Genomic DNA, 25677 nt, shown 5'->3' on the forward strand with positions numbered 1-25677 from the left:
GAATAATCACCCCATACTCTGCAAGTAGTCCTCTTATTTCATTTGTGTTTGCCGTTCTATCTCGTTCGCATTTCTTGCGCATGACATGTATTGCCTGAATGTCTTGTTGAGTTTGCGTTTTGGTTCGGATGAAGCGCATTTCTGGCCGAACAACGGCTTCTGCAATAGCTAAGGCATCGTTGTAGTCATTTTTGTTACCTCGAACATATGCTTTTACAAACTGAGGGGCGATTTGTTTCACTTCATGTCCCAGTTTTTTAATTTCTCTTGCCCAGTAATGCGCACTTGCACACGATTCCATACCCACTAAACATTTAGGTAATTGAGCAAAAAAAGCCAGTATGTCCTTCCTGTGCAACATTTTTTTCTTAACAATTTTTCCTGCTTGATTACACCCAACAAAATGACTGACATTTTTTGCTAAATCCAATCCAACTGTAGTAATGTTCATATTGGTCTCCTCGCTCTGTTAACTTAACGTTTCAACCTAAGTTTGGCACATTGTGATGCCGATAAGAGGAGGAGACCATTCCATCGTTGAACTTTGCTGGTTGGATTTTGTTCGAGTTAAAAACGTTTTTAACCGAACCCTTTGGGTAGTGTTTGTTGGCCACTTTTACTGCGTTTTCTTCTTTTTGTGTAGAATAACTACACCATAAAGCCTCTGTCTTGTACAAATGGCCAACAATTCACTACAAAAAGAACCTTGAAAGATCAACAGCCCCTCTGTAAGCTGATAATTATGAGAGTAAAACCGATTGAATCATATATGAAACAAGCAGTTTGCTTGTTACCGTTTGGAGTTAATATGAAAAAGCTTTTTGTAGCCGCCGCAGTGTTAGCATTGAGTGCTTGTAGTTCATTAAAAACCAGCAGTGATTACGATCCAGCTGTTTCATTTGAACAGTACAAGAGTTTTGCTTGGGTAGAAAAGAAAAATGAAGATAGTACTTACCACTTAGATGGTTTGATGGATCAACGTGTTAGAGAAGCTGTTAATTCGCAACTCACCCAAAAAGGTTTATCAAAAGTAGACGTTGAGCAAGCAGATTTACTGGTTAACTACTTAACTAAAGTCGACAAAAAAATTAACGTCGATACGTTCAATACAAGCTATGGTTACTACCCATACTATGGTCGCCGTGGCTGGGGTGGAGTAGGTATGAATACACAAACAACCGTACGTGAATACGAAGTAGGTACACTAATTGTTGATTTGGTGGATAAAGCGTCAGGTAACTTAGTATGGCGAGGTAGTGTAGCAGATACTATTCGTGACCAAAGCACTCCAGAAGAGCGAGTGGAAATCATTAATAATGCAATTGGTGAAGTCATGATGAACTTCCCACCAAAGCCGGAAGTTGAGTAATTCTAATTGATTTGTGATGTCAATTTACACCGTTTACATTACTTAAACGTGAAAAACTGTGACAACAAGATTAAAACCACCTTACTTTTAAGGTGGTTTTTTGTTTTTATAATTAACAATATTAATAAAACAAAGGACTTTTATGGTTCTTTAGTCAACTTTTTAATATTGGTTTGTACCAAAATTCATCAAATAGCGGCATAAACTCTAAAAGAGATTTCTTTACAAAATTAGCTTTGCTAAAATTTAAATATTGGTGACAAAGGAAGCCACCGTAGGATAATAAAAGAGTAATTAACGATGAAATCATGGTATTTGTTATATTGTAAGCCGCGTAGTGAATTACGAGCTCAACAAAATTTAGCAATGCAACAGATAGACAGTTATTTACCTATTATTCAAGAAGAGAAGACCTCTCAAGGAAAGACTAAATTAGTCGATGTCCCCCTTTTCCCTTGTTACCTTTTTATCTATTTTGACCCGGCAGAAGTGAGTGTTAGTCGCATTCATTCAACTCGTGGTGCTTCTCGCATTATTGGTTGTAAAGAGGCGATGACTCCCATTGATGAGCGGATCATTCAGCAGATAAAGCAGCGTGTGATGCAACATAAACCTGAAATAGATAAAGGTTTACAACCAGGTGATAAGGTGAAATTTACAGAAGGGCCTTTCGTAGATATTGAAGCTATTTTTGAAGAGAAAAATGCCGAAAAGCGTTGTTTTGTTTTGTTTGATATTATGGGGCAGCAAAAGAGAATGTCAGTAAAAATTCAAGATATTGAGCTTTGCTAATTGAAGAATTAAACGTTCTTGAAGGAAATAGTCATATGTTTTTGTGAGACATCCCCCATACTGCTTATTGTATTTATATTAAGCAAATTAAATATGTTTCTATTAAACAATGACTTAGATTTTAAACTCTGAATATAAAAACTTACAATAGATACAGTTGGAGGGGTTTTTGAGCGATTTTAATATTTTGAGCATTTTTGGACATTCGAATAAGCTTTATTCGACGTATAATAGTATTTTGCAAGGCTATTATGCCTGTTCTGTGAGTTGGGGCGTTTTGTTTTGCTGAGGAACAGTATTTTTAAATCCCAACCCGAAAGGGCATGAAAGTAGTGTTTCAATTAAGTTATATTAACCTACACATGTTACCGAATGATTACAATTTAAATTATGGAGATTAAATAATGGATTATTTGCTCCCGTTGTTAATTAGTTTTGTTTTGTCATTAATTACCATCGTTCTTTCAAGACCGATCGCGATTAAAGCTGGTTTAGTTGACCTACCAAACGAAAGTAGAAAATTACATGACGGAGAAATCCCACTTGTTGGCGGGATTGGCATATATATATCGATTCTAACGGCATCGATGTTGTTTTTTGAGCACAGTCAAGTTTTAAATGTCTATCTAGTTGCTGCAGCAATGGTACTGTTTGTCGGTAGCTTGGATGACCGTTATGATTTGAGTGTAAAAATTCGCTTAGTTGCGCAAGTTATAATTGCTTCTTTGATGATTTTTGGAACCGAGCAGCATTTTACATCGCTAGGTAGTATTACTGGGTTTACTAATGTTGAGTTAGGCTTTTTAGGAGCTTCATTTACGATAGTCGCAATAATTGGCGGTATTAATGCAGTTAATATGATGGATGGTATCGATGGTTTAGCTGGTTCTGTAAGTTTAATTGCATTCACAAGTATAGCCTTTCTACTTCATCGGGCTGAAAGTGAGTGGGTTCTTTTACCAATATTATTTATACCAGCTCTAATTGCATATTTGATTTTTAATTTAAGTTCACATACCTCTCTCACTAAAGTATTCATGGGTGATGCAGGCAATATGTTTATTGGCCTTACCTTAGTCTGGTTGATGGTGATAGGTACTAATGATCTTGAGCAAGCCTTCAGACCTGTAACAGCATTGTATTTATTTGCTATACCGCTAATGGATATGGCAGCCATTATGTATAGAAGATTTAAGAAAGGGCAGTCGCCATTTAAGGCTGATCGCGAACATTTACACCATATTTTTGAACGGGCAGGTTTCTCTAGAGAGCAAACATTGGTTTTGATAAGCTCTATTAGTGCTGGGTTTGCAATCATAGGTTGTTGGGCTGAAGTCAACAATGTTCCTGAATGGATTATGTTCTTAGGTTTCATTTCAGTATTTGTTGTATATAACTTTGCTCTACAAAATGTATGGAGTATCCTTAAATTCTTCAGAAAGTCATAATTGACCATTATTGGGCTTTTATAAACTCTCTTAAATTAGATATTACTAGTTGATTATATAAGAAAAAATATGAAAGTTTTAACTGTAACGTTTTTGCTCGCTATTTTACTCAGTGCCTGTTCATCTTCACCACCGAGAGTAGAAGCATCAAGAAGTATGATTAAATATGACCAAGTTTTAGAGTCGGCTCAGTTGGTACCTGAACCACTTTGGGTGCATCTTGAACAAAAAAATGTAAATGACGTCACTCCATATAATGATGTAGAAATTACGTTTAGAGAGTCATATTTTTCTGCTCTAGGATTACAGTGTAGAAAGATATATATTTCAAAAGTACCGAGTAAAAATACAAACAGATTTGAAAGAGTAAGTTGCAAATCTAATAGTGGTAAAAGCTGGTATTTAATCTCAAATGTTATCGATAATAATAATAAAATTGAGCTAGGTAATTGAAGATATGAATGCCCTTTTGTTTTATAAACGTTCGTTTTTTATTCTTTTAATGTTGTTTGCAACAAACATATTTGCAGCGGATTCGACTCTAGAAAATCAGTTTCCAACAGCAGAAACAGCAAATACTTTTGAATCTCTTCAATCTCAATCAGACGCAACTAATCAAAATAGTTTAGGCAGTTATCAACAAAGCTCAAGGCAAGGGGTGTTGTTACCTGGTGAGAGTGATGTGTCTTCATTATTACCTGTAAGTGAGAATGGATTACCTCCTCCTTTTGGCTCTAATATTTTTGCTGGTGGATTCGAGACAGAAAGGTTAGATGGTCTTAATGAAGATTATTTAATTGCACCAGGAGACAAAGTTTCTATTAAGCTTTGGGGAGCGGTTTCAATCTCTGAAGTGCTAACTGTTGATTCTCAGGGAAATATATTTATCACTAATATTGGACCTGTAGCGGTTCAAGATGTTAAAGCGAGTAATCTTAATCAAGTAGTTACTCAAAGGATTCGTGCAACCTATAAAGATTCAGTTCAAATCTACGTTAACTTATTAACCTCCACTCCTGTAAGTGTATTTATCACTGGCAATATTGTTAGGCCTGGTCAATATGCTGGTTTGGCATCAGATAGTTTACTTTATTTTTTAAAGCGAGCTGGCGGTATTGATCCTGACCGTGGTAGCTATAGGGATGTCCAAGTTCTTAGAAATAACAAGATAATTCATACCATTGATTTATATGATTTTATGGTTAGGGGCTTTTTACCTACATTTAACTTTAAAGATAGGGACGTTATTTTAGTCTCTAAACAAAGAGCATCAGTTGTTGTTGCTGGGAGTGTTAGGTACCCATTCCGCTTTGAGCTTAAGGATAAAACAGCTATTGGTAGTGAAGTAATCAATTATGCTAGACCATTAGCGAAAGTGAGCCATGTTGGAGTGATGGGAGACAGGGCTACAGGTCCATTTTCTAGGTATATGACTTTTTCAGAGTTTGAAAATTTTGATTTAAGTGATGGAGACAAATTGTTCTTTAATGATGACCTTAGAGCACAGGTCATTGATATACAAGTGTCAGGTAGTTATCTCGGTCCTTCTTACTTTGCTGTGAGAAAAAATACGAGATTACATGATTTGCTCGCAAATATCCCAATAGAGCAAAATCAAACGAACTTTGGCAATGTATATATTCAAAGACAAAGTGTTGCATTGAAGCAAAAACAAATGATTGATGACTCTTTAAACCGATTAGAGAGAAGTATTTTTACTGCACCAGCTTCATCTGATGGTGAGGCAAGGATACGTGCAGAAGAAGCAAGAATGGTATTAGAGTTTACTAAAAGAGCAAGGCTCGTTCAGCCTCTCGGTAAAGTGATTGTTTCTGATTCAGGTAAAGTCGCAAATGTATTATTAGAAACTGGTGATGTTGTTTTTATCCCGCCTAAAACGGACTTAATACACATAGGTGGTGAGGTCATAATGCCACAAGCGGTTGTTTATAATGATGAAGCCTTGGTTACTGATTATATTGCTTGGGCTGGCGGCTTTTCAGAAAGAGCCAACTATGAACAAATTATGGTTATTCGCCAAAATGGCATGATTGAAATGAATGCCACTGATAATTTGAAAGCAGGAGATCAAATACTTGTCTTGCCGAAAGTAGACGCGAAAATAATGCAGTCTGTTAAAGATGTGACACAAATTATTTACCAAATCGCGGTTGCTGCAAATGCTATTAATTAGAGTGACTCTGTATTTTTCGCTCAAAAAGTTGAGTGGTTAATCCATGGCATTTGTTAAAAATCGGTCAGTTGTTCAAGTATGGTTAGACGTTATTTTTGCTATTTTTTTAAGAGAGATTAAAAGTAAATTTAGCGATAAACTCGGAATAAGTTGGGCTGTAGCCCAACCTGTTTCGTTTATTTTTGTGTTGTCATATATACGAGGCTCTATTGAGGGCGGAGAGACACACTCTATGCCTACGTTTGTATTTATGGTTTACGGCATGGTTTGTATTCAATTGTTTTTAACCACTCTGACTTCAACAGCTGGAAGTATAAAAAAGAACAAGCAACTATTTTCTTTCAGACAAGTGCAACCTATAGCTTCGATTATCGCTGTGGGTTTATTTGAGTTAATTAACAAGATTGCTGTTATCAGTGTGCTGGCAATGATTATGTACCTTTTGCAAATCGAAATTAGTATCTATGATCCACTTCGAATATTGCTTTATCTGGTTTTAATATGGTTTATTGCTTTAAGTACAGGAATGCTATTTGCCTTGGCTAGAGCCTTTATTCCTGAGGTTGATAAAGTAAGAACAATGCTACAAAGGCCTTTGTTTTTTATTTCAGGTGTTTTTTTCAGCCTACAAGACCTTCCAGAAAGTCTATGGAAGTTTCTGCAGTGGAACCCAATATTACATGCTATTGAGCTGTCAAGGTTAGCTGCTTATCCTGCATATGGAGCAGTAGGCGTTAGTGAACTGTATTTATTTCTTTTTACAATTGGAATTAGCTTTTTTTCATTGTGTTGTTACACCTTGAGCTGGAAGCAAGCAATTAGTCGTTAATTGTTCTTTTGTCGGTAATCAAAACGAATATGAGATTTTTAAGTGAATATTAATGATGAAGTAAAAGCAGATGATTCTGGAGAGAAAGTGTCTTCTGCCAGCTTTATAACGAAATTAAAACAAATGAAAGAGAAATCAAGTGAGCATCGATTCTTAAAGTATCTCTATACTCCCTTGGGCCTCTTTGTTTTCTTGCCAATCCTACTTTTTTCATTTTATCAAATTGTGTGGGCAAGCCCTAGATATGAAAGCCGTACACAAATGATTGTTCAGCAACCAGATGGCATGTCAACTTTAGATCCTAGTATGGCGCTGTTAACCGGTTTAGGCGGGACACCAGTTAATACCGATACTCAAATAGTTCAGGCATATATATTCTCGAATGATATGCTCCAATACTTGGATAGCAGTCTTGCTATAAGGGAGCATTTTGAAAGTAATGATGTTGATATGTTCAGCAGATTATATAGCTGGCAATCAAAGGAATCATTTAGTCAATTTTATAACTCAATGGTTGACGTGGCTATTGATGAAAAGTCTTCAGTAATAACAGTTAAGGTACAAGCTTTTAGTTCTGAATTTTCTACGCTCTTAGCTTCCGAAATTGCGACTAAAGCTGAGTGGTATATAAATGATATAAGTCACCAGCTAGCCAATGCGCAGCTGAAATTTGTTAAACAAGAGCATTTATCAGTTGAGGAAAGATTGGTAAAAGCACAAACAGATTTACTGACATTTCAGCAAAAGTATAACCTGTTAAATCCAGAGGATGAAGGGAAAGCGTTGGCGCAAATTGCTTATGGTATTGAAGCGCAAATAGCAGCTAAAAATACAGAGTTAACGACATTACGAGCAGTGATGAGTGATGAAGCGCCTCAAGTCATCAATATAGAAAATCAAATTAAGGCTTTTCAAGAGCAATTGTTATTCGAAAAAAATAGGCTAACACAGCAAAGTGAAGGTTTGAACGAATCAGATCTGTCTGTGAGTCAAGTTTTAGCAAGGTTTTCTGACTTAAAAATTGAGTTAGAACTGGCAATAAAAGGTTTTGCTTCTTCGACTATTTCTATGGAAAAATCGAGAGTAGAAGCCTATAGGCAGTTAAAGTATCTAATTTTAATAGAAACCCCGACTGAACCTGAAGATAATTTATATCCTAAGGTTATTTATAATATTACCTTATTAAGTGTGATTCTATTTTTGCTTTATGGTGTTGCAAGAATAATATTTTCTACCTTCAATGAATTGAAATAAAAGAGTTAAGTGCATGTTTAAAAAATTATTAAGAACTTTGGGGTTATTTGATGTAACTAAGCGTATTTATTATAAGGTTTTTAAAACTAATAAAAGAGTTGTTTCAAGCGGAGCAATAAAGTCACACTCTAGCAAGGTTTCTAGTGCCCCTCAATATAGCTTGATTACCAGAATTTCAATGAATATGTTTTCTAAAGAAAGTATTGATTCTGTAATATATTTTTCAGATGGAATTGAAAAGATCTACCAGTTAAAGCAATGGCTTTCTACTGTAGAAGTGATTAGTCATAGTGTGAACTTTACGATTTTAGTTCGTAGCTACAAGGTTTATGAGTTATTACTCTCTGAGGAAATACCATTAGATATTCGGTATATACATACAATCGACGATTTAATGGCCTTCTATGAGAAGAAGAATATTAAATCTGTTTTATATGTGAATAATGGTTATAAAAACTTCCAATCTCTTATTTACAACAAAGCTTACCATGTCCATATCAACCATGGCGAAAGTGAGAAGTCATGTATGTATTCAAACCAAGCCAAAGCATATGACTTTGTGTTTACAGCAGGTACAGCTGGTACCGATAGATACAAAAAACATTTGTTACGCTGCCCTGTAGATAATTTCATCGAAATAGGCAGACCTCAGATTGAGTTCATTACTGACTCTCAAACAGAACTTGAACAAGATAGAATTAAGGTTATGTATGCTCCTACCTGGGCAGCGACGCATGAATCAATGAATTACTCATCAATTGCGAAGTATGGTGAAGAACTCGTTGCTAAGATACTGAATGATGAACGATATCAATTAGTATACAAACCACATCCTGCAGTGGGTACTACTTGCTCTAAAGAGAGGCAAGCGCATCTTAATATCATTGAGCAAATAGAAGAAAATGAATTTGCAATATATGATACGACCGAAACTACAGAGTCCTTTTTCAATATTGTTGATATTGCCATTTTTGATAACACTTCTGTTGCTATCGATTACCTATCATATGATAAGCCATTCCTAGTCACAGATTTTTTCAATGCAGGTATTCCTAAGTTCGTTGAAGGGGGCTACTTATTGGAAGATAAGGATTATCAATCAATTGATACTATAATTTACTCACAAATTAGTGATGATAACCTTAGCGAAGCTCGTCAAACGATAAGGGATTATTATTTAAGCAATATCGGCTCAGCAACGACAACAATGATTGCAAAGCTTGTAGAGCTAAATGAAGAAATTAGCTCTCAATAATAAGCTTGAACGCTAGGCGGTGAAATGAAAATTAGTATAATAATTCCGATGTACAATGCCTCAGAGTACCTTGTTGAGTGCATTGACTCTATAAAAGCTCAAACTGAAAAAGACTTTGAACTTATAGTCATTGATGATGGCTCTACAGATAATTCTGTAGAGTTAATAAAACACCATTGTGCCGACCTAAACTTTATATTAATTGAACAAGAAAACGCTGGGGCAAGCGCAGCGAGAAATGTTGGTATTAGTAAAGCTACCGGTGATTTTATCTGCTTTGTGGATTCTGATGATATCTTAACTTCAGCAGCACTATACGATTTGTACAATAGAATTACAGAAGCAGAGAGTGATGTTGTTATTGGTCGTAGAGGCTGGATAATTGACGACCAATATGAGCCTAATCCAGACTTAGACACAAAGTTATTTAATAAAGATATTACTAATTGCAATGTTTATGAATACCCTGCATTGTTAAATGTAATTGCTGTACATTCAAAGCTTTACCGCACTAAGTTTCTTCATGACAATAACTTGCTTTTTAAAGAAGGTATTAGTTCAGAAGATTTTATTTTTTCTTATCAAGTCGCTTTGCTTACTGATAACTTTTCAACTTTTAGAGGTAATGAAGTTTATTACTATAGGAGAAGAAGTGGAGTGACTAAATCTATCACTCAAGAAAGGTTAAGTGAATTCAATTTAAATAGTAGATTCATTCAAATGGATGAAACTTATAAGCTTTCTCAGACTGAGAAAGGTAAGCATTTACTAACAAGAGATGAGGTGAAGCTAAACTTTCAACATCGGTTAGTAAGGCATATTAGAGAACTTGAAACGAATGATGAGCAGTCCCTGTATGCTTTCAAAATAATAAAACAGTATGTAGAAAAAAATATTGATTTAATTAATAGTAAATGTAACTCAGAGTATCGAAAGCTATACAGTTTAATATCTAATGGACATTTAGATTGGGTCGTGGATTACATTGAACTTTTAGATTTGAGAAAAGAGATTAATACTTTAAATAAAGCTAAGAACTTTATTAAATAGGATGTGAGATGAAAATTTTAACTTATGGCACTTTTGATTTATTTCATATTGGCCACTTGAACTTATTAAGACGCTCAAAAGCGTTAGGCAATCATTTAACCGTTGCTATTTCAACTGACGAGTTCAATCTTGAGTCAAAGAGTAAAGTTTGTGCACAGCCATACTACGAAAGAGCAGAAATTGTCGGCAGTATTAAATATGTTGATGAAGTTATTGCAGAAACAAACTGGGATCAAAAAATAAAAGATGTTGTCGAAAACAATATCGATGTATTTGTTATTGGCGATGATTGGGCTGGTAAGTTTGACTTTTTAAAAGAGTATTGTGAAGTCGTGTATTTACCAAGAACGGATGGGGTTTCAACTACCGATAGAAAGAACGAAATTGTTAATAAGTTTAGTTAATGTATAAATCTATTTTAAGGAAGGTTCTAAGTATTTTAGATTTAGTCCTTCCTAAGAAGAATGTTGTTTGTTTCTTCATAACAGCTAGAACAAGCTGGGACCCAAACCAACAAGTTCTATTTGCAAAATTCAAGTCTAAGTTTGAAGTGATCGTGATAGACGGAAATGATGTCTCACGATCAAGTCCTTACAAGACGCTAAAGTGCTTCTATAAAATATACCGCTCTAAAGTGATTATTTTCGATCATAGTTTACCAATCGGGTTAGTTGAAGGTAAGCATTTATGCATCAATGTATGGCATGGAAGTCCGATAAAAAGAATTCGTTGCTTACTTAAAGAATGCTTTACACAACAATTCCTCGATTATCAATCGACTGTTACCAATCTACTAATTTCAAATTCACCTTTTGACTCAGTTCAAATGCAAAGCTGTTTTAATGTCACCGAAGAGAAAATGTTATCTTCAGGTTTACCAAGAAACGCTTACTTAACATGCACAAATGAACAATTAAGTGAAATCGATATTTATGATGAATATGATCTTGTTAAGAATATTTCTAGTGGCTATAGCAAGGTAATACTTTGGGCACCGACATATAGAGGAGATAGCCACCAATTCAATGATCCTCTCAATCTATCTCAACATGAAGAACAGCTTCTTCATCGTTATCTTGAAGAGTCAAATAGCTTGCTTTTAGTGAGATATCATAAATTTTCATCATGCAGTAAAAGCTCTTTTTTCTTACATGACAATATAAGAGATGTTAGCAATATAAAGAATCAGAACATTCTACTGAGGGAAGTAGACGTCCTTATTACCGATTATTCAAGTATTTGGATAGACTATATGTTGTTAAGAAGGCCTATTGTTTTTTACTGTGCGGATTTAGATAGCTACGAATTGAACCATGGCTTTATTCATGATTTTCAGACATCTATACCGTCAAAAATGGTAATTGATTTTATGGCAGTTTTAGATTTATTAAAGCAAGAAGACATTGAAGTTCTATCTAGTGACTTTGAAAGATTATACAATCGTTACCATATGAACTCTAATGCAAACGAAACCATTTTATCGATAGAAAATAAAATTAACTCTCATATTGGATTATAGTAATTTAAATCAATTTTATTTTATCTATAATTCTTGAACAGGTGTTGGTTTCGAGACTAACGGAAAAATCGGCGACGCTATTGCTTTCGATAGCGTTAATTAATTGCTCTGCGTTATGGTTAAAACTGTCATTATAAACTTGAATATATTGACTGTTGATCCCTCTATTAAGTTTGTAATCATCTAAATTAGTGCCGAAAAGATAAACTGGTTTAGTTATAGAAGCGTCGACGAGTAAACTAGAAAAGTCACTGATAAAAATAGTTGATTGAGCTAAATATTGCTCGATAGCTTCACCATCTTTTATTAGTTTAATATTCTTTGATTTGAACGTGTTCGTTACTTTTTCTAGCGGATGTAACTTTATTAACAGCTGATAATTATGCTTCTCTAAAAAAGTAATAAATTTAGGACTGGTTAAGTCTTGTAAATTTTTAGATGTTGTCTCGTCCGTATGCCAAGTAGGCGCATAAAGAATTGTAAGGCAGTTCTTATTATTAGTTTTTGATTCGAGTTCAATTTTACGTTTGTGGTCAAACCTTGGCCAACCTGTAACTGAACACTGCTCAGCATTGAGTAAAAATGCTTCTGTGAGTATGTCTTTTGTTATGCTGTCATGGCAGAAGACTAATTTATATTGTTTGAATTTTTTGGCCAACAACTTAGTCATTAACATTTTAGCTAAAGGGGCTGGAGAAGGGTAAGTCTCCGGGGAGGTTACGCCGAGCTTTTTTATTGGCCAGCCATGCCAAAGCTGATAGAGGTGTCTACCATAGAGAGGCACTAGTGGAGATATATCAGAGGAGCCCGTAGCGTAAATGAAATTTTTAGCTATAAAAGTATAATAAATACCTTTAAGGCTAAATTTATAGTAAAATTTGCCATCAGTTAAGCTATCAATAGCACCTCTAGTCTGAGTTAACCAAACTGCATTTATTTCAGGATTATTTTTTTGGATAAATTCAAATAAAATTTTTGAATTATCCGTATATCCATGCACATGACCAAACACCCAGATGTTAGATGAAGAAGGAAGCAATGACGACAACAGATTGACAGGGTATAAAGCAAGCAATCTTGATATTTGAAAAATCAATCTGAATTTACTGTTTTTTAAAAAAGACACAACTTTCCTTTTTATATGTGAACTCTTGAATAATAATGAAAAAAATCATCATAACCTCTAACACCTCTTGGTTCATTCACAATTTCTTTAAAGCCAGTATTATAGAGTTCCTGAATGCTGGACACAAAGTATATGTTTTAGCCCCTCTAGATAAATATTCATCTCAACTTGAAGATTTAGGCTGTAGTTATAGCGCTGTCGGGGTTGATCGTTCAGGTGCACGAATATCCAGCGAAGTTTCAACGCTTTATTCTCTTTATAAGCATATCTCTCAAATAAAACCTGATGTAGTTTTAAACTTCACCCCAAAAATGAACATCTACTCGACACTTGTCTCAAGAGTTTTAGGTGTAAAGGTTATTAACAGTGTGGCGGGCTTGGGGTCAATTTTTACTGAAAAAGGTTTGAAGTCAAAGCTTGGGAAAGTGCTTTTAAAGCTAACCCAACCACTTGCACATCATGTTGTTTTTCAAAATAATGAAGATAAGGAAATATATCTCGCTAATAGATTGGTTGTTTCTGAAAAGTGTTCAAGAGTACACGGTATCGGTTTAGACTTAGCGTCTTTTCCTGTACACCATTCAATTGATGATAATTGTACGCGTTTTATCCTTGTAGCTCGTATGCTTAAAAATAAAGGTGTTATCGACTTTGTTGAAGCTGCAAAAAAAGTGACCCAACACTACAATTTAAAAAATGCCATAAATGTGAAAAAAGTGAATGTTGAATTCTCTTTATTAGGCTTTGTAGATGAGCAAAACCCTCAACGAATTACTTATGAACAGTTAATGGAATGGGATGCGAATTCAGGTGTAAACTATTTAGGCGAAACTGATGATGTATTTTCGATTGTAAAAGATCAAGATTGTGTTGTGTTACCTTCATTCTATCGCGAAGGTTTACCTCAATGCCTTATTGAAGCTTGCTCTATGGGGAAACCCATAATAACAACCCATAATGTTGGTTGCAGAGATGCCGTAGATGATGGCGTTAATGGAATTTTGGTGAAACCTAAAAGCCAGGATGAGTTAGTAAGCGCTATGGTTGCAATCGTTGAATCGGGTCATCAACAAAGAGTTGATATGGGGATGCTGGGTAGGAAAAAAGCGGAAACTGAGTTTTGTCATTTGAAAATATCAAAGCATTACTTGGATATAATCAACAGAGTTTGCCTGTAAGAAAACGCCAGTATTAACTAATTTGAGAAATTTATGATTAAGCTTGAAAAGTTAACCAAGTACTACCCATCAGAATTAGGTAATCAATATATATTTGAAGATGTTGATTTCACCATACCTTCAGGCCATAACATTGCCTTACTAGGTTCTAATGGTGCGGGTAAGTCAACCTTGTTTAGAATACTTGCTGGTAGTGAGTACCCTAACTCAGGCAAAGTCATCACAAATCAAAAGCTTTCTTGGCCGGTTGCACTTGCAACTGGCATACACAAAGAAATGACAGGTCGTGAGAATACTCGTTTTATTGGCCGTGTTAATGGAGTGGGTGACTTATCCGATTACGAAGAAAAAGTTAAAAAATTTGCCGCGTTAGGTGTTAAGTACGATTTGCCTGTAAAAAATTACTCTAGTGGTATGCGTTCAAGATTAGCTTTCGGGTGCTGCATTGCAATAGATTTTGATATCTACTTGATTGATGAGGCTACTTCAGTAGGTGACCAGAAATTCCGTAAAAAAGCCAAATCGGCGTTATTACAAAGAAGTAAAACAGCCAATGTAATCATGGTCAGTCACGATATGAAAGAAATAAAAGAGTTTTGTGACAGTGCTATCATCCTACACGACGGAAAATTAACATTTTATTCAGACCTAAATGAAGCGTTAGAGTTATATGAGACGCTATAATTTTCCACTACTTTTCCCTTTTTTTATTCCCTCCCTCTTGCTGACGAAAATATAGATTTTCATATCTTTCTGAGAAAGCGTCAATTTTTTGTAACATTGGTTTGGTATTTTGTAATCTAAAGTTCATAGAGTATTTCATCTAAATTTCCCGAGCTTCCAGATTGAATTTCAATCATTTATTAGCGTTTATTTGCTGTAAACATAGTGTTTGTCGCATTTTAAGTGATTTTTATAAAGTTCAGTTGCATTTACATTTTTATACGCTTAATGTGATGCTGATTTTATGTTTATTACGTTTTTATGACGCTTTTATTGTTTAAATTAATTTGTCATTACGCTTCAAAATTTGGAAACCTTAGCACTTTAGAGGCTGTAATCTAAGGGCGGTAGCGTGTCTAAAATAGAATAAATAGATGTGTTATAGACAAGCATTGTAATGCTAAACTCTTACCGTATTCATCATAACAACTCCCAACATTAGCAAGATAATTAAATGAATTTAATAATTAAAAATAAAGTAATGATAGTCTTAACAGCGGCCTTAATTTCTGGCTGTGCCGTTCCAGGCAGTCATTTAACTGTTGATGATGAGCAAACAACATCAGAAAGTGAAGCAGTAAACACTAAAATTAACGTTCATCCAATAACGCCGGCTAATATCTACACATTTAAGCAAAATGAGATTTCTTCTACAGCAAACCCTTCTTTAGAGCTTCAAATTCAGAACTATGAATATCATGTAGGTGTAGGTGATGTCCTTAATATTACTATTTGGGACCATCCAGAATTAACCATTCCTGCGGGTTCTTATCGTAGCTCAGCAGAATCAGGTAATTGGGTTCACTCAGACGGAACCATTTTCTATCCTTATATCGGTGTTGTCCATGTCGCTGGTAAATCTGTAAGAGAAATCAGAAGTGATATTTCAGCAAAGTTAAGCCAATTTATTGAATCTCCTCAAGTCGATGTTAACCTTGCATCGTTTCGTTCCCAAAAAGTATATGTTACAGGTGAAGTGAGTAAATCAGGTGTTTTACCGATAAGTAATATTCCGCTTACTTTGTTAGATGCGGTTAATCAATCTGGTGGTATAACTGAAGATGCAGCTTGGAAAGAAGCAACATTGACACGAAATGGGGTAACCGAACAAGTCTCACTGTATGGATTAATGCAAAAAGGTGACTTAACACAAAATAGATTATTACAAAGAGGCGATATTTTGCATGTTCCACGTAATGACAATCAAAAGGTATTTGTTTTAGGTGAAGTAAACGAACCTAAAATGCTTAAGATTGACCGCGTTGGGATGAGCCTTACTGAAGCGTTAAGTGGTGTTGGTGGAATTAATGAGTATCAAGCTGATGCAACTGGCGTGTTTGTTATTCGGAGTACCTCAGAAAATAAAGAGGTTGATGTATATCAGCTTGATGTAAGTGAAGCAACGTCATTAGCCTTAGGTACAGAGTTTGAACTTCAACCGTATGATGTAGTTTACGTCACTGCCGCGCCATTAAGTCGCTGGAATCGTATTATGTACCAATTACTGCCTACAATTTCTGGGTTCAATCAGTTAGCTCAGGGTGTTGAGCGTACAAATAATATTTATAGTGATAATTAATTCGGAAGAAAGCATTTCTTATGTTCAATAAAGTATTAGTCGTTTGTGTTGGTAATATCTGCCGTTCACCTTCAGGAGAGGCTGCACTTAAACAGTTGCTGCCTAACAAGCACATTGCCTCAGCGGGTATCGCATCAGAAAAAAGTGGTTTAGTGGGTAAACCTGCAGATTCAAATGCAGTAGAGGTTGCTGCTGAGAATGGTTTAGATATTACTCAACACAAATCACAGCAATTAACACGTGAGCTAGCACAACAATATGATCTAATCTTGGTCATGGAAAAAGGACATCTTAGTGCTGTAACGGAAATGGTACCCGAAGCTCGTGGTAAAACGATGCTATTTGGACATTGGGAAGGTCAAAAAGATATTCCAGATCCTTATCGTCAAAGTAGAGAAATGTTTGAAATTGTATATAAAAAAATAAATGAATCTGCAATTTCTTGGGCTAAAAAGCTATAGAAAATACTTCTATCTAAATAATTAGTATTCATTTTTAAACTAATTTTAGAAGCTTAGAGAAATGTTTTAGTAATAGGTTGAGTGTAATTTTAGGGTCATATAATGAGTTCAAACGAAAGCCGTAAACCACAAGAGAATGACGAAATAGATTTAGGGAAGTTATTGCATATACTTCTTTCGGCAAAATGGACTATTGCCTGTATTACATTCCTTTTTTCAGTTATTGGCGTAGCCTATGCGTTATTAGCTACTCCGATTTATAAAGCTGATGCACTGTTACAAGTTGAGCAGAAACAAAGTGGAATGTCTGCTTTAGTGGGCGAAATGGGTGACATGTTCAGCTCGGAATCATCTGCTACAACGGAAATTGAAATCATAAAATCAAGAATGATCCTTGGAGAAACTGTTAATAAATTAAACTTGGACATTGTTGTAGAACCTAATTACTTTCCGGTCGTCGGTAAAGGCATTGCTCGTCTTACTAGCAATCAGCACTCAATAGATATTGCTCGGTTTGAGATCGCAATTAGTCATGAGGATACAACATTTACTCTTGAAGTTACTGATGCTGAAGGTCAATATAATCTAATTGATGAAGTAGGCGATACAATTCTTTCAGGTAAAGTTGATGAGTTATCAGAAAATGGTGACTTTAAGTTATTTGTTAGGAGCTTATCAGCACATGAGGGAGATGAATTTACATTGTCTCTTCAGAATAAGTTAAGAGCTATTCAAGATATCAAATCAAATTTAGGCATTTCTGAGCGTGGAAAACAAAGTGGGATTTTAGAACTTTCTTATACAGGTGAGAGGCGCTCAAAAATAGAAGCAGTTTTAAATGACATAAGCCAAAATTATTTTTTACAGAATATCGCGCGTAATTCAGCAGAAGCTGAAAAAAGTTTAGCTTTTTTAAACGAACATTTACCTGGAATCAAAGGAGAGCTATCAGTAGCAGAAGATACTTTAAATGGTTTCAGGCAAAAGAATGAATCAATTGACTTAGGTTTAGAAGCACAGTCAATTCTAAAGGTTATGGTTGAGCTAGAAGCTCAAATGAACGAATTAACGTTCAAAGAAACAGAAATCAGCCAACGCTTTACTAAAGAACATCCCGCCTATATTTCACTGTTAGATAAACGGACCACGCTTGAGGGTGAGAGAGATAGGCTGAACCGTCAAATTCAAAAACTACCCAAAACGCAACGTGAAGTGTTGCGGATGACTCGTGATGTAGAAGTAAATCAACAAATATACATTCAATTACTCAATAAAGTACAAGAATTAAACATACTCAAAGCGGGTACTGTAGGTAATGTACGTATTTTAGATAATGCGCAATCGGCTCTATTACCCATTAAACCTAAAAAGCCCTTGATTGTAGTTTTAGCCACAATGCTAGGGGCAATGATAGCTATTGCTGGAGTATTAATTCAGGCTGCTTTTAATCGCGGTGTAAAGTCTCCAGACGAGATTGAGGCTTTAGGGTTAGCTGTATATGCAACTGTACCTAAATCTGAGGTTCAAAATAAGCGGGATTTAATTTTCGGCAAGTCTAAAAAACGTTCACGAACTGGGTTAGAAGAAAATTTATTGGCATACTCTAACCCTGAAGATTTATCAATAGAAGCTCTACGAGGACTTAGAACCAGTCTTCACTTTGCCATGATGGAAGCAAAAAATAATATCATTTCAATTTCTGGTCCATCACCAGGAATTGGTAAATCATTTGTATCAGCAAACCTTGCAACAATCATCGCCCAGTCTGGTCAAAAGGTGTTAGTCGTAGATGCTGATATGCGTAAAGGTTATATGCAACGTCACTTTGGATTAGTTTATGAAAATGGCTTATCTGAATACCTATCTGGAAAATTGGCCCTAGAACAAGTAATAGATAAAAATGTTATTGAAAACCTAGATGTTTTAACCCGTGGTATTGTGCCGCCGAATCCTGCCGAATTATTAATGCATGAAAGATTTACTGAATTTATGGATTGGGCAAATAAAAATTATGATTTTATCGTAATAGATACGCCTCCTGTTTTAGCTGTAACCGATGCATCAATTATTGCTCGTCAATCAGGAACGACTTTAATGGTCGTAAAGTATGATCAAAATGCAGCTAAAGAAATCGATGTTGCCAATAGCAGGTTTGAACAGTCAGGAATTAAAGTCGCTGGGACTATTTTGAATATGGTTGAACAATCAGGCTCAAGTTATAATTATGGCTATTATAATTATAGTTATAAAAGTTAACCCTATATTTATAACTGTTAATTAGTTTAAAACTTATTAACAAATATGGGGAAGCTTATAAACCAATATAATTAAGAGGCAGTGTAAAGCACTGCCTCTTAATTAAAAAATACTCTCAAAATAGATGTTCGACCAAGATAGATAATTACTAGTTCAATTCTGAAACAAATCATTAAAACTTTATATGGAAAATACTATGAGCTTTTCATTAGACACCCTGGATGTGGGTGTAATCGGCTTAGGATATGTTGGCTTACCTTTAGCTGTTGAATTTGGTAAAAAATACCGCACCACAGGTTTTGATATCAATCAGCCGAGAGTACAAGAGTTAATTAGTGGAAAAGATTCAACTCTAGAATGTTCTCCAGAAGAGCTCAGAGAAGCACATAATTTGAAGTTCTCTTCTTCACTTAGTGATATAAAGCAGTGTAACTTTTACATTGTAACTGTCCCGACTCCAATCGATGATAACAATGCCCCAGACTTGACTCCGCTTCAAAAAGCCTCTGAAGCATTGAGTTCGATTATTTCTAAAGGTGACATCGTTGTATTTGAGTCGACGGTATACCCAGGGGCTACAGAAGAAGTTTGCATCCCTATTATAGAAAAAGGTTCTGGACTGATTTTTAATCAAGATTTTTTTGCTGGTTACAGCCCTGAGAGAATTAATCCAGGCGATAAAGTTAACCGTTTAACAACTATTATAAAAATTACATCTGGTTCAAACTCAGAGACTGCAAACTTTGTAGATTCTGTATATAAGTCGATTGTTACAGCTGGAACACATAAAGCATCATCTATCAAAGTAGCTGAGGCTGCAAAAGTTATTGAAAACACACAACGTGATTTGAATATCGCTATCATTAATGAGTTTGCGAAGATATTTAATAAATTAAATATTGATACTGAAGAAGTACTAAAAGCTGCTGGAACCAAATGGAATTTTCTACCATTTAAACCAGGGCTTGTTGGTGGACACTGCATTAGCGTAGATCCTTATTACTTAACTTATAAAGCTAAAGAGGTTGGCTATCAACCTGAAGTAATCCTTGCTGGACGAAGGATTAATGACGGGATGGGCAGCTACGTTGCAACGCAAATGGTTAAAAAGATTTCAAGCAAGAAAATTCATATTGATGAAGCAAAAGTTCTCATTATGGGCTTTACGTTTAAAGGTGATTGCCCAGATGTGAGAAATACTAAAGTTATCGAAATTGTCAAAGAACTTGAGAGCTTTAATATAAATGTTGATATATATGATAATTGGGCTGACCCAGCAGAAGTCAAGCATGAGTACGGAGTTGAACTCATAAGTGAATTGAAACAAGAGCATTACGATGGTGTGATATTAGCCGTAGATCATAGTGAGTTAAAAAATAAAGGGATAGAGGAAGTTCGAAAGCTTTGTCGCCCTAATCATGTTGTATACGATGTAAAATACGTATTTGGGACTGAAGACGCTGATATTCGTCTATAAAGGAATTTTTTCATGAAGAAATTTGCGCTAATTGGAGCTGGTGGTTACATAGCTCCTAGACATTTGAATGCAATAAAAGCCACTGGTAATGAACTAGTTGTAGCTATGGATGTTAATGACTCAGTTGGGATTATGGATAGCCATTTCCCAGATGCTGAATTTTTTACTGAATTTGAACACTTTGAAGCTTATGTTGAAGATGAAATGCTAAAAGGAAATAAATTAGATTTCGTAGCAATTTGTTCACCAAACTATCTACATGCTCCACATATGAAGTTTGCCCTAAAGCATGGGATTGATGTTATTTGTGAAAAGCCATTAGTACTGAGTTCTTCAGAAATTGATACATTAAAAATTTATGAAGAAAAATATGATGCCAAAGTGAACAGTATTCTTCAATTGCGTTTACACCCTTCAATTATAGCTCTTCGTAATAAAGTTCAGAACAGCTCCTCTGATGAAGTATTCGATGTTGAGTTAACTTATATGACATCTCGTGGGAAATGGTATTTAAAGTCCTGGAAAGGAGCTGATGAGAAGTCTGGTGGTGTTGCGACAAATGTAGGCGTTCATTTTTTCGATATGCTCCATTTTATTTTCGGTGATATCAAGTTCAATGAAATACATTATAAAGATGAACAAACTGTCTCAGGTTATTTAGAGTATGAACGAGCACGAGTTAAATGGTTCTTATCTATTGATGCCAATAACTTGCCTGAAAATGCTGTTCAAGGTGAGAAGAAAACGTATCGAAGCATTATGATTGGTGAAGAAGAATTGGAATTTTCTGGTGGGTTTACTGATTTGCACACACAGAGCTACGAAAATGTACTCAATGGAAATGGTTACGGATTAGAAGATAATCGAACAGCAATTGAAACTGTTGAGAAAATTCGTGAACAACCAATTGTTGATAATGTTGAGCACTATCATCCGCTTATGTCGAAATTAATCTAGAAAGACTTTAAAGGCCTACAAAAAATGAATTATATGAAACACGAAACAGCAATAGTTGATGAAGGTGCAGTTATTGGTTGTGACTCTAGAGTCTGGCATTGGGCTCACATTTGCGCTGGTGCAATAATTGGTGAAAGAGTGTCATTAGGTCAAAATGTTTTTGTAGGCAATAAAGTAACTATCGGTAATAAGTGTAAAATTCAAAACAATGTGTCAGTTTACGATAATGTACACCTTGAAGAAGGTGTATTCTGTGGACCTAGTATGGTTTTTACTAATGTATATAACCCCCGTTCGCTTATAGAACGTAAAGATGAATATTTAGATACTTTAGTAAAAAAAGGTGCGTCACTGGGGGCTAACTGTACAATCGTTTGCGGTGTAACAATTGGGGAATATGCTTTTGTTGGTGCAGGTTCAGTCGTTAATAAGGACGTGAAACCATATGCTTTAGTTGTTGGAGTTCCAGCAAAGCAAATTGGTTGGATGAGTGCGTATGGTGAGAAATTGAATCTACCTTTAACGGGGAATTCTGTTAGCACTATTTGTGAGCATACTGGCGACCTTTATAAGTTGGCGGAAGGAATAGTGATAAGAGAAGAAAGTGTAAAATGAATAAAAATATACAGTTTATTGACTTGAAAGCCCAATATGAACATCTTAAAACTCGAATTGATAAGCGCATTCAGGAAGTTCTTAACCATGGAAAATACATCATGGGACCTGAAGTTTTTGAATTAGAACAAAAACTGGCCGAATTTGTAGGTGTTAAGCATGCGATTACATGTGCAAATGGAACCGATGCTTTGAGTTTAGCGTTGATGGTTTTGAATATTAAAGATGGTGATGCAGTATTTTGCCCTACCTTTACTTTTTTCGCTACAGCTGAAGTTGTTGCTTTTGCAAAAGCGACTCCTGTATTTGTCGACTCGGATCCAGTTACATTTAATATTTGTCCAAAGCATCTTGAAAAACAAATACAAAAAACAATCGCAGAAGGTCAAATTGTGCCTAAGGCTATAATTGCAGTTGATCTTTTTGGCTTACCTGCAAATTATCCACAACTGGAAGCTATTGCAAAAAAATATAATTTAAGACTAATCGAAGATGCAGCGCAAGGGTTTGGTGGCTCAATTGAACGTAAGCGAGCGGGAAGTTTTGGGGACATTGCAACTACTAGTTTTTTCCCAGCTAAGCCACTAGGCTGTTACGGTGATGGAGGGGCTATTTTCACAGATAATGATGAATATGCAGAATTAGTTAAATCATACCGCGTGCATGGTAAAGGCTCTAATAAATACGACAATGTAAGAATTGGTATGAACAGTCGTTTAGATACAATACAGGCAGCAATTCTTTTAGAAAAATTAGAAGAGTTCCCAATCGAATTAGTTAATAGAAATAACACTGCCAGTAAATACCAAGACAAGCTATCTAAAAAAGTTATAACTCCCACAGTTCCAGATGGATATTTCAGTTCTTGGGCGCAATATACTGTACAGTCTGAAGAAAGGGAACTCTTAAGTATGGAGTTAAAAGACATAAATGTACCGACAATGGTTTATTACGGTACGTGTATGCATCTACAAACTGCGTTTGCTTATTTGAACTATAAAGAAGGCGATTTTCCTATTGCTGAGAACCTGTCGCGAAATGTATTAAGTTTACCAATGCACGGTTATTTGCCTGACGATTTGAACTATATCTAAAGCAGTAAAGCAGTAAAGCAGTTATAAAGGCATAGAATGAAAAGAAAAGTTCTAACACTAGTATCTGGTGTAATGTCCGCACAAGTGATTACTATATTAGCTATGCCTGTAATTTCTAGGATTTACAGCCCTGAAGATATAGGTGCCATTTCATTATTAATCACAGTTTTTAGTTTGGTATCTTCTGTTGCTGCACTTAGGTATGACTCAGTTATTATTGTAGCTAATAAAAAATCGGAAAAAATGCTGGCACTGCAATGTGGTGTGTTTTTTACAATTTTGACCTCTATATTAACAACTGTAGTTACCTTTTTTGTTATACAAAATGGATACGGTGGTTTTGGTGTATTTCCATTGTGGGCATGTATTGCTATCGGTGTATGTATTTTATTTGAAGCTATATTTTTATTACTTAGATCAATATTGTTAAGTAATGAAAACGTTAAACCTATCAGGAATGCAACTTTATCACGGTCAATATACTATGCATTATCTCGAATAGTTTTAGGTTTTAGTGGATTGCATCTAGTAGGTTTGATTATATCTGAAATAATAAGAACAGTAGCGTCTATGGGGCAGTTACTTCGTTATGTGAACCTATCAATTTTATCTAAAGTTTTATCCATAAAATATTATAAAACTTTCATCAAAAAATATATTGATTTTCAAAAATTTGAGTTGCCTTCAATTCTTTTAAATCAAATCGGACTCGCTTTACCTATAATTTGTATATCTAGCCTATTTGGCGCTAAACAAGCAGGATATTTTGCTTTTGCAAAGCTATTAGTTGCAATTCCGAGTTCGCAAATAGGTAAATCTTTTTCTGACGTTTATCAGATTGAAATAGCCAAACTTTATAATCGAGACAATTTAAAGCTAAAAAGCTTGTTTTTTGAAAATCTAAAGAAGTTAGCTATATATGGTGGAATTGTTTATATAGCAATAATGATATTAGCAAAACCAATGGTTCCAATTATTTTTGGCGACGAATGGGTCGATATGGCGACAGTTTGTGTTCTTATTTCACCATGGTTATATGGCAGTTTTGTTGCAGGTGCTTTGAGTAGAACACTAATCGTTTTAAGAGCTCAAAAGGTAAAGCTGATTTATGATTCTTTGTTAGTCATATTAATTTCAGCGACATACTATGTCTCTAAAGTATATTTTTTAAGCTTTTTTGAATATGTAGTCTTATTATCAGTGGTTGGTTTTTTATTGTATGGTATATATTTGACAATCATTTCAGTAGTTGTAAAGCGTTGTTAAGTATTGATTGTGAAATGAGTAAAGAAGTGTACATATTCTAATAATATGGGTTATAAATGATTAAACAATTTATATTTAGTCTTATTATTGCAGGCTTTATATCTTCAGGGTTAATAAAAGCAAGCTTAAGTTGGTTTACTAATTTTGATTTTACTGTTGTGTTTGCTTTAGCTGTGGTTTCTATAATTTTATTATCTTTAATTTCTAAGAAAATTAGAATTAGTGGAAAGCAATTTTTGATGATTTTTATTTTGCTATTGTTTTATATGTATTTGTCAATAAGTGTTATTTTTTCTTTGTCAGAAGATTACTCTTACAGAAAATTACTCGCTAGCTTTTCACATGTCTTTGTTATTTTGTTTCCTATAATTATATTAGTTCGTGTGAAGCATACATTGTTTTTTATTTCTTGTTTTGCCGTTCTTAGCGGCATCGTATCAGTTTATTTTAGGATGAATGTTTCTTATGGTAATATTCCTGAAAGTATACTAGGGCTTTACCTTAATAGTGGCTTGTTTATAGGTATGGTCTTTTTACTAACTTTTTATGAAAATTTTACTGGGAAACTTTTTTTTAGAATTGTTACATTGATTTTATTAATAATGTTGGGCGCTCGTGGACCATTAATTTTCTGTATAATGACCCTTTTCATTTTTCAGTTTAAAGAATTATATCCAATAACTAAGGTAAGATTTAAAATTGATAAGAAAAAAATTATTTATACTGTGTTGTCATTTATTCTAATTCCTTTTTTTGTCTTTTTTATTTTACAAAACTTCGATGTAACTAATGCGCTTTTACAAGTTGATAGGACTGTAGATAGGTTGTTAAGGTTTTTGAATGATGATATGGGTAACTCAATTACTGCAAGGGCAGATTATTTTAATATAGCTCTTGAAATGTTTTTTGAAAAACCTATGTTGGGGCATGGTTTCGGAAGTTTTTCTATTTATGTGACAGGCGTTGATGGAAGACTATATCCACATAATATTATTCTGGAACTCTTAGCTGAAACAGGATTAATTGGTTTAATCTTGTTTATCTCCTTTATAACTATTTTTATCACCTCAGCTAATCAAAAAATATCATTCTATGTCATTCTAGTTTTTTTCACTTTGAATCTCATGAAAAGTTATTCTTATGAAGATTTAAGGGCATTCCTTGGAGTACTTGCTATCCTTGCTTATGGAATTAGAGACAAAGCAAGAAATGTAGATTGAATTTCAATAAACGCT

At 34.8% G+C, this 25677-nt stretch carries 24 protein-coding genes; 22 read left to right on the plus strand and 2 right to left on the minus strand.

The features are described from left to right. The coding region (locus tag L2735_RS09365) for an IS110 family RNA-guided transposase (protein WP_248984446.1) at positions 1–451 on the minus strand (451 nt) is incomplete at its 3' end. Between the two features lie 357 nt (positions 452–808). On the opposite strand from L2735_RS09365, the gene L2735_RS09370 reads away from it, so the two are divergent. The 11 genes from L2735_RS09370 (at position 809) to L2735_RS09420 (ending at position 11710) form a co-directional block, all read left to right on the plus strand. Further along, the gene (locus tag L2735_RS09370; RefSeq protein WP_248984447.1) at positions 809–1369 is read left to right on the plus strand and encodes a DUF4136 domain-containing protein; all 561 of its coding nucleotides are present in this window, start codon (positions 809–811) and stop codon (positions 1367–1369) included. Positions 1370–1669: 300 nt separating this feature from the next. Further along, the gene (gene rfaH / locus L2735_RS09375) at positions 1670–2161 is read left to right on the plus strand and encodes a transcription/translation regulatory transformer protein RfaH (protein ID WP_248984448.1); all 492 of its coding nucleotides are present in this window, start codon (positions 1670–1672) and stop codon (positions 2159–2161) included. Positions 2162–2565: 404 nt separating this feature from the next. Further along, on the plus strand, positions 2566–3609 hold the full coding sequence (gene wecA, locus L2735_RS09380) for a UDP-N-acetylglucosamine--undecaprenyl-phosphate N-acetylglucosaminephosphotransferase (protein ID WP_248984449.1): 1044 nt from the start codon (positions 2566–2568) through the stop codon (positions 3607–3609). 69 nt (positions 3610–3678) lie between these two features. After that, positions 3679–4062, plus strand: coding sequence for a putative periplasmic lipoprotein (locus L2735_RS09385; RefSeq protein WP_248984450.1), 384 nt, complete (start codon positions 3679–3681; stop codon positions 4060–4062). 4 nt (positions 4063–4066) lie between these two features. Continuing rightward, positions 4067–5803: a polysaccharide biosynthesis/export family protein gene (locus tag L2735_RS09390; protein WP_248984451.1), complete on the plus strand. Its 1737-nt coding sequence runs from the start codon at positions 4067–4069 to the stop codon at positions 5801–5803. 43 nt (positions 5804–5846) lie between these two features. Next, positions 5847–6632 (plus strand): ABC transporter permease, encoded by a 786-nt coding sequence (locus tag L2735_RS09395; RefSeq protein ID WP_248984452.1) that lies wholly within the window; start codon positions 5847–5849, stop codon positions 6630–6632. Positions 6633–6674: 42 nt separating this feature from the next. After that, a complete protein-coding gene (locus L2735_RS09400; RefSeq protein WP_248984453.1) occupies positions 6675–7886 on the plus strand; it encodes a KpsE/RkpR family capsule polysaccharide export protein in 1212 nt (403 codons plus the stop codon). Between the two features lie 13 nt (positions 7887–7899). After that, entirely contained in the window at positions 7900–9141 is a 1242-nt protein-coding gene (locus tag L2735_RS09405) for a CDP-glycerol glycerophosphotransferase family protein (protein ID WP_248984454.1), read from the plus strand. A 24-nt stretch (positions 9142–9165) separates the two neighbouring features. Further along, positions 9166–10191 carry a glycosyltransferase gene (locus tag L2735_RS09410; protein WP_248984455.1) on the plus strand — a complete coding sequence of 342 codons (1026 nt, stop codon included), beginning with the start codon at positions 9166–9168 and terminating at the stop codon, positions 10189–10191. A gap of 8 nt (positions 10192–10199) precedes the next feature. Next, complete coding sequence (locus L2735_RS09415; RefSeq protein ID WP_248984456.1) at positions 10200–10595, plus strand: adenylyltransferase/cytidyltransferase family protein; 396 nt, start codon at positions 10200–10202, stop codon at positions 10593–10595. After that, positions 10595–11710, plus strand: coding sequence for a CDP-glycerol glycerophosphotransferase family protein (locus L2735_RS09420; RefSeq protein WP_248984457.1), 1116 nt, complete (start codon positions 10595–10597; stop codon positions 11708–11710). The genes L2735_RS09415 and L2735_RS09420 overlap by 1 nt, the downstream gene beginning before the upstream one ends. A gap of 4 nt (positions 11711–11714) precedes the next feature. On the opposite strand, the gene L2735_RS09425 is transcribed toward L2735_RS09420, so the two are convergent. Beyond that, a complete protein-coding gene (locus L2735_RS09425) occupies positions 11715–12836 on the minus strand; it encodes a CDP-glycerol glycerophosphotransferase family protein (protein ID WP_248984458.1) in 1122 nt (373 codons plus the stop codon). Between the two features lie 35 nt (positions 12837–12871). On the opposite strand from L2735_RS09425, the gene L2735_RS09430 reads away from it, so the two are divergent. The 11 genes from L2735_RS09430 to L2735_RS09480 all read left to right on the plus strand — a co-directional run bounded on the left by L2735_RS09430 (position 12872) and on the right by L2735_RS09480 (position 25662). Then, positions 12872–14014, plus strand: coding sequence for a glycosyltransferase family 4 protein (locus L2735_RS09430; protein WP_248984459.1), 1143 nt, complete (start codon positions 12872–12874; stop codon positions 14012–14014). A gap of 33 nt (positions 14015–14047) precedes the next feature. Further along, positions 14048–14698 (plus strand): ABC transporter ATP-binding protein, encoded by a 651-nt coding sequence (locus L2735_RS09435; RefSeq protein ID WP_248984460.1) that lies wholly within the window; start codon positions 14048–14050, stop codon positions 14696–14698. Positions 14699–15191: 493 nt separating this feature from the next. After that, the gene (locus tag L2735_RS09440; protein ID WP_283104592.1) at positions 15192–16316 is read left to right on the plus strand and encodes a polysaccharide export protein; all 1125 of its coding nucleotides are present in this window, start codon (positions 15192–15194) and stop codon (positions 16314–16316) included. Between the two features lie 20 nt (positions 16317–16336). Continuing rightward, positions 16337–16777 carry a low molecular weight protein-tyrosine-phosphatase gene (locus tag L2735_RS09445; RefSeq protein WP_248984461.1) on the plus strand — a complete coding sequence of 147 codons (441 nt, stop codon included), beginning with the start codon at positions 16337–16339 and terminating at the stop codon, positions 16775–16777. 102 nt (positions 16778–16879) lie between these two features. Then, positions 16880–19033, plus strand: coding sequence for a polysaccharide biosynthesis tyrosine autokinase (locus L2735_RS09450; protein ID WP_248984462.1), 2154 nt, complete (start codon positions 16880–16882; stop codon positions 19031–19033). Between the two features lie 196 nt (positions 19034–19229). Further along, on the plus strand, positions 19230–20510 hold the full coding sequence (gene tviB, locus L2735_RS09455) for a Vi polysaccharide biosynthesis UDP-N-acetylglucosamine C-6 dehydrogenase TviB (RefSeq protein ID WP_248984463.1): 1281 nt from the start codon (positions 19230–19232) through the stop codon (positions 20508–20510). A 12-nt stretch (positions 20511–20522) separates the two neighbouring features. Next, positions 20523–21467: a Gfo/Idh/MocA family protein gene (locus L2735_RS09460; protein ID WP_248984464.1), complete on the plus strand. Its 945-nt coding sequence runs from the start codon at positions 20523–20525 to the stop codon at positions 21465–21467. Positions 21468–21491: 24 nt separating this feature from the next. Then, the gene (locus L2735_RS09465; protein ID WP_248984465.1) at positions 21492–22082 is read left to right on the plus strand and encodes an acyltransferase; all 591 of its coding nucleotides are present in this window, start codon (positions 21492–21494) and stop codon (positions 22080–22082) included. After that, positions 22079–23176 carry a DegT/DnrJ/EryC1/StrS family aminotransferase gene (locus L2735_RS09470; RefSeq protein ID WP_283104593.1) on the plus strand — a complete coding sequence of 366 codons (1098 nt, stop codon included), beginning with the start codon at positions 22079–22081 and terminating at the stop codon, positions 23174–23176. The genes L2735_RS09465 and L2735_RS09470 overlap by 4 nt, the downstream gene beginning before the upstream one ends. Positions 23177–23212: 36 nt before the next feature. Next, entirely contained in the window at positions 23213–24442 is a 1230-nt protein-coding gene (locus L2735_RS09475) for a lipopolysaccharide biosynthesis protein (RefSeq protein WP_248984466.1), read from the plus strand. 56 nt (positions 24443–24498) lie between these two features. Beyond that, positions 24499–25662, plus strand: coding sequence for an O-antigen ligase family protein (locus L2735_RS09480; RefSeq protein ID WP_248984467.1), 1164 nt, complete (start codon positions 24499–24501; stop codon positions 25660–25662). The last annotated feature ends 15 nt before the right edge of the window (positions 25663–25677 follow it).

Source organism: Shewanella olleyana (genome assembly GCF_023283825.1).
Lineage (GTDB): Bacteria > Pseudomonadota > Gammaproteobacteria > Enterobacterales > Shewanellaceae > Shewanella > Shewanella olleyana.

Coding starts and splice junctions, on each gene's coding strand:
- L2735_RS09370 (WP_248984447.1), top strand. CDS start 809: ATGAAAAAGCTTTTTGTAGCCGCCGCAGTGTTAGCATTGAGTGCTTGT.
- rfaH (WP_248984448.1), top strand. CDS start 1,670: ATGAAATCATGGTATTTGTTATATTGTAAGCCGCGTAGTGAATTACGA.
- wecA (WP_248984449.1), top strand. CDS start 2,566: ATGGATTATTTGCTCCCGTTGTTAATTAGTTTTGTTTTGTCATTAATT.
- L2735_RS09385 (WP_248984450.1), top strand. CDS start 3,679: ATGAAAGTTTTAACTGTAACGTTTTTGCTCGCTATTTTACTCAGTGCC.
- L2735_RS09390 (WP_248984451.1), top strand. CDS start 4,067: ATGAATGCCCTTTTGTTTTATAAACGTTCGTTTTTTATTCTTTTAATG.
- L2735_RS09395 (WP_248984452.1), top strand. CDS start 5,847: ATGGCATTTGTTAAAAATCGGTCAGTTGTTCAAGTATGGTTAGACGTT.
- L2735_RS09405 (WP_248984454.1), top strand. CDS start 7,900: ATGTTTAAAAAATTATTAAGAACTTTGGGGTTATTTGATGTAACTAAG.
- L2735_RS09410 (WP_248984455.1), top strand. CDS start 9,166: ATGAAAATTAGTATAATAATTCCGATGTACAATGCCTCAGAGTACCTT.
- L2735_RS09415 (WP_248984456.1), top strand. CDS start 10,200: ATGAAAATTTTAACTTATGGCACTTTTGATTTATTTCATATTGGCCAC.
- L2735_RS09420 (WP_248984457.1), top strand. CDS start 10,595: ATGTATAAATCTATTTTAAGGAAGGTTCTAAGTATTTTAGATTTAGTC.
- L2735_RS09430 (WP_248984459.1), top strand. CDS start 12,872: ATGAAAAAAATCATCATAACCTCTAACACCTCTTGGTTCATTCACAAT.
- L2735_RS09435 (WP_248984460.1), top strand. CDS start 14,048: ATGATTAAGCTTGAAAAGTTAACCAAGTACTACCCATCAGAATTAGGT.
- L2735_RS09440 (WP_283104592.1), top strand. CDS start 15,192: ATGAATTTAATAATTAAAAATAAAGTAATGATAGTCTTAACAGCGGCC.
- L2735_RS09445 (WP_248984461.1), top strand. CDS start 16,337: ATGTTCAATAAAGTATTAGTCGTTTGTGTTGGTAATATCTGCCGTTCA.
- L2735_RS09450 (WP_248984462.1), top strand. CDS start 16,880: ATGAGTTCAAACGAAAGCCGTAAACCACAAGAGAATGACGAAATAGAT.
- tviB (WP_248984463.1), top strand. CDS start 19,230: ATGAGCTTTTCATTAGACACCCTGGATGTGGGTGTAATCGGCTTAGGA.
- L2735_RS09460 (WP_248984464.1), top strand. CDS start 20,523: ATGAAGAAATTTGCGCTAATTGGAGCTGGTGGTTACATAGCTCCTAGA.
- L2735_RS09465 (WP_248984465.1), top strand. CDS start 21,492: ATGAATTATATGAAACACGAAACAGCAATAGTTGATGAAGGTGCAGTT.
- L2735_RS09470 (WP_283104593.1), top strand. CDS start 22,079: ATGAATAAAAATATACAGTTTATTGACTTGAAAGCCCAATATGAACAT.
- L2735_RS09475 (WP_248984466.1), top strand. CDS start 23,213: ATGAAAAGAAAAGTTCTAACACTAGTATCTGGTGTAATGTCCGCACAA.
- L2735_RS09480 (WP_248984467.1), top strand. CDS start 24,499: ATGATTAAACAATTTATATTTAGTCTTATTATTGCAGGCTTTATATCT.